The sequence below is a fragment of the Xenorhabdus sp. SGI246 genome (genome assembly GCF_040838225.1).
GTDB lineage: Bacteria > Pseudomonadota > Gammaproteobacteria > Enterobacterales > Enterobacteriaceae > Xenorhabdus > Xenorhabdus indica.
On sequence record NZ_JBFPEZ010000101.1, the window covers coordinates 1 to 3,128 of the forward strand.

The following is a 3,128-nucleotide window of genomic DNA, read 5'->3' on the forward strand; positions in this document are numbered from 1 at the left end:
ATAACAGGCCGTCATTGTGTGCCAGTGCTTCATTGGCAATACCCAGTGCAGTTCCGTACCATGTCAGGCGCTGCTTATCGGGCTCACCGTATAAACTGGTAGCAATATCAGCGGTTGTTGTTTTACCTGCGGTTGACTGGGCATACAGATGAATGCCGAAGCCATCAGCCCCTACAACACCCACCAGAGGAGCAGCTAAAGCGGTCGCAATGCCTATCATCATAAATGGGTTCTTGTTCGCCAGCATTGCTACATTCTCACGCCAGCTTTCCGGCGTTCCTGACACGGTATAGGCATTTGCTGACGCACTTCCCCCGTTAAACAAGACGGGTTGCCGGGGTACACCAATCACTGAGCCGTCCGGCATAATGTAGGCGCCTTCATGCCAGCCTGATTTTGCTGTGATACTCCAGATATCCTTGGTGTGGCTGCGGATTAACCAGTCAGCCAGGATCGCCCTAAGATGACTTTTGGTGGTTACCTGTACGCCCCCCCGCCTTGAGTATCCGCCAGCCTTCACGCTCGCCAATATCGGCTGACGCAATCCCTTTGGTGATCGGCTCCTTATTACCGGTTGCTTTCCAGCGAACAATCAGATATCGCTCATCATTTTCATCAATGCCTGTTCCGATAACCTCAACCCGTGAGCACAGCCATTGCTCTGATTTGACGATTTCACCCGTTTCCTTGTCTAACTTCGGTGTCACGTAAAAAATACCCTCAGTGCGCACATCAACAAACGGTATCAGCGGATCCTGTTCTTTCTCGCGATATGCTTCCAAATTAATCACCACTGACATTGGCCCTTTCTTCCCCACCGGATACAACCCTTCACTGAACGCCTGCTTTGCTGATTCTATGCCGTTTTGCTGGCGATAATCGTCCCAGTCAGCTTTATGCTCTGTCGGTGGTAACGCTATCCAGCCGTTAATAGCCCTGGCGGTCTTCTCTGCCGCTATCTTACCGACGTTCTTCTTGGGTTTGCCCTTGTCGTCCAGTTCGCCCAATTCATGCCAGTCGTTATCAGCCGCCAGAATGATTTTTGCCTCTGGCCACTGTGCCCTGACCTGTTTAGCCACCGTCGGTAAATTGCCTTCATCAATCGCAGCCAGTACCAAGCCCTCACACATTTGACTCACCGTTAAGGCGGTGGCATAGCCCTCCGTAATGATGATGGTGTCTGGCGTTCCGGTAATGGGGGATAAGGGGATAAAACTCCCCTTTTTCTGTGTACCAGAGACAAGACGCTTTTCACCACTCGACTTGATGATCTGAGCACCGGTGATTGTGCCGTCCAACGCCTGAGTGACCAGTAACAACGAGCCATCTTTCAGTAGCCGCTGATCGGGGCATTGCAGCCCCTTTTTAGTCAAATAGTCAGATTGTCCGAAAACCGATTGAGCAAGCAACTTGTTAACCTTTTCGGCTATCGGCTGAGCCTCCGATTTCAGCACCTCCTTTCTGGCCGGCTTGGGTTCAGGTAAAGGTAGCACCAGCGCCTCAGAAACCGCTTTCACCGCCTCCGTGATCGTTATCCCCTTCGCTCTCATCAATAAATCAAAGCCATCCCCGTAATTCGGGTTATCACACTGGCGACAGTGCCAGTCACCGTTATCGTGGTCGTCCATGAAGTGAAAGCGGTCAGTACCGCCGCATATCGGGCAAGCACCATGCTTACCCTTTGCCGGAACCTCCACCCCACAGGCTGCCAGCGACCCTTGCCACTGCCCTTGCGCCGCTGTTTTCACTGACCGAACATCAATAGATTTCATTGAAATGCTCCCTTGGCTGCGTAGGTGTTCGCCAGTGCGTTGAGGCGGAAGTTTTTTGTTATGAGTGCCATACTTCCCCCTTAGTGTACTGTTGGTGTGGCGTTATTCAGAGCGCCATTGGCAACATCAAGCGTAAAGGCTTCGTGTAGGTTATCCATCACCTCAATCCCCATTGGTGACAGCTTTAAAGGGCCGTTATCGTCCAGCATGCCGCTGTACATTAAGATGGCGTTCTCTGTGCCTTGCACCTTACCGAACCGCTCAAGCAGCGCGCCCTCGATATTGTTTGCCATGGCAAAGCGCTCACAGTCCATTAGCAAAGGCAATGACACGCTATGATTACGGTAGTAAGGCATCTTGTTTTTGGCGGTGGTTTCCATGATGTAAAGCGTTGCGACCAGCCAGCGGAAAGCAAGTAAATCTTTCTCTGGATCGCCCTGTGCGTGGTCTAAATATTCCGCAACTAATCGCATCCCTAGCACTTTTTCGTTATCCCATTCACCGGCATTAGCACGAGTGGGAATATCTGCCAACGGTATCAGGCCACTATGCTCAAATATCCCGTTCTCGTTGCGCTTCATGACATTTACGTCTGCTCCGATAATTTCAGTGTGATATTTGTTCATTACTTACCCTCCATAGCATCATTCAGTGACTGGTCAATTTCTCGTGCGCACATTAAAGCGACACAAATCATATTGCGTGCTTCGTTATCTCGTTCCGCATCCAACCATGTAGAAAGCAAAGTAATTAACTGCTCGGTTCTTGCCTGAGGTATTTCAATTAAGCGCTCAATTAGGCGTTTTTGTTCCGCATTCATTCCATCACCTCCGCCAGCTTGTTAATTTCGTCAAATTGAACAGAGATAAGGCGGTCTACTGCCCTCAACATAAGATGCGTGTTGCTATCAGCCTCATTTTCTACGGCGGTTAGCAGTGGGATCAGTAACGCCTGAATTTCTTCATTGATCTGTTTTACGTCACTGAAAGAAGCCGTGATACCCATGCTAATTTTTATTGTTTTCATGCCGTAACCCCCTGACGCGCAATTTCCTCAATCAAAAACACAGCAATATCACCGGATAATTTCGCCATTAACGAAGAAATAACGGCTATTTCACTGTCCTCTATCCGATGGAGGCATGACTCAATAAGCTGGTTAATAAATTCAAGTTGTTGCGCCTTTTCAGTCGCTTGATGAAGAGTGATAAGCTTGCTCATTCTTCACCCCCGGTTAGTGCTTCACCTACGCGACGAAAACCCTTTCTGACTTCAATATGGCTTACCATTTTGGAAATCCCTCCCGATGATGAATTTCAAAATCCGCATGCTGCGTTGTGTCATTCAGGGCTTCGGC

Annotated in this window: 4 protein-coding genes and 1 pseudogene; all 5 read right to left on the reverse strand. The window is 49.5% G+C overall.

The window, feature by feature from the left end:
* Positions 1–1,772 (reverse strand): annotated as a pseudogene (locus ABLA85_RS17305) (DUF927 domain-containing protein); the annotation flags it as partial.
* Between the two features lie 80 nt (positions 1,773–1,852).
* The gene (locus tag ABLA85_RS17310; RefSeq protein WP_367965587.1) at positions 1,853–2,398 is read right to left on the reverse strand and encodes a hypothetical protein; all 546 of its coding nucleotides are present in this window, start codon (positions 2,396–2,398) and stop codon (positions 1,853–1,855) included.
* Entirely contained in the window at positions 2,398–2,592 is a 195-nt protein-coding gene (locus tag ABLA85_RS17315) for a hypothetical protein (RefSeq protein ID WP_367965588.1), read from the reverse strand. The genes ABLA85_RS17310 and ABLA85_RS17315 overlap by 1 nt, the downstream gene beginning before the upstream one ends.
* Positions 2,589–2,798 (reverse strand): hypothetical protein, encoded by a 210-nt coding sequence (locus ABLA85_RS17320; RefSeq protein ID WP_367965589.1) that lies wholly within the window; start codon positions 2,796–2,798, stop codon positions 2,589–2,591. The genes ABLA85_RS17315 and ABLA85_RS17320 overlap by 4 nt, the downstream gene beginning before the upstream one ends.
* A complete protein-coding gene (locus ABLA85_RS17325; RefSeq protein ID WP_367965590.1) occupies positions 2,795–2,992 on the reverse strand; it encodes a hypothetical protein in 198 nt (65 codons plus the stop codon). The genes ABLA85_RS17320 and ABLA85_RS17325 overlap by 4 nt, the downstream gene beginning before the upstream one ends.
* Positions 2,993–3,128: the final 136 nt, after the last annotated feature.

Coding starts and splice junctions, on each gene's coding strand:
- ABLA85_RS17310 (WP_367965587.1), bottom strand. CDS start 2,398: ATGAACAAATATCACACTGAAATTATCGGAGCAGACGTAAATGTCATG.
- ABLA85_RS17315 (WP_367965588.1), bottom strand. CDS start 2,592: ATGAATGCGGAACAAAAACGCCTAATTGAGCGCTTAATTGAAATACCT.
- ABLA85_RS17320 (WP_367965589.1), bottom strand. CDS start 2,798: ATGAAAACAATAAAAATTAGCATGGGTATCACGGCTTCTTTCAGTGAC.
- ABLA85_RS17325 (WP_367965590.1), bottom strand. CDS start 2,992: ATGAGCAAGCTTATCACTCTTCATCAAGCGACTGAAAAGGCGCAACAA.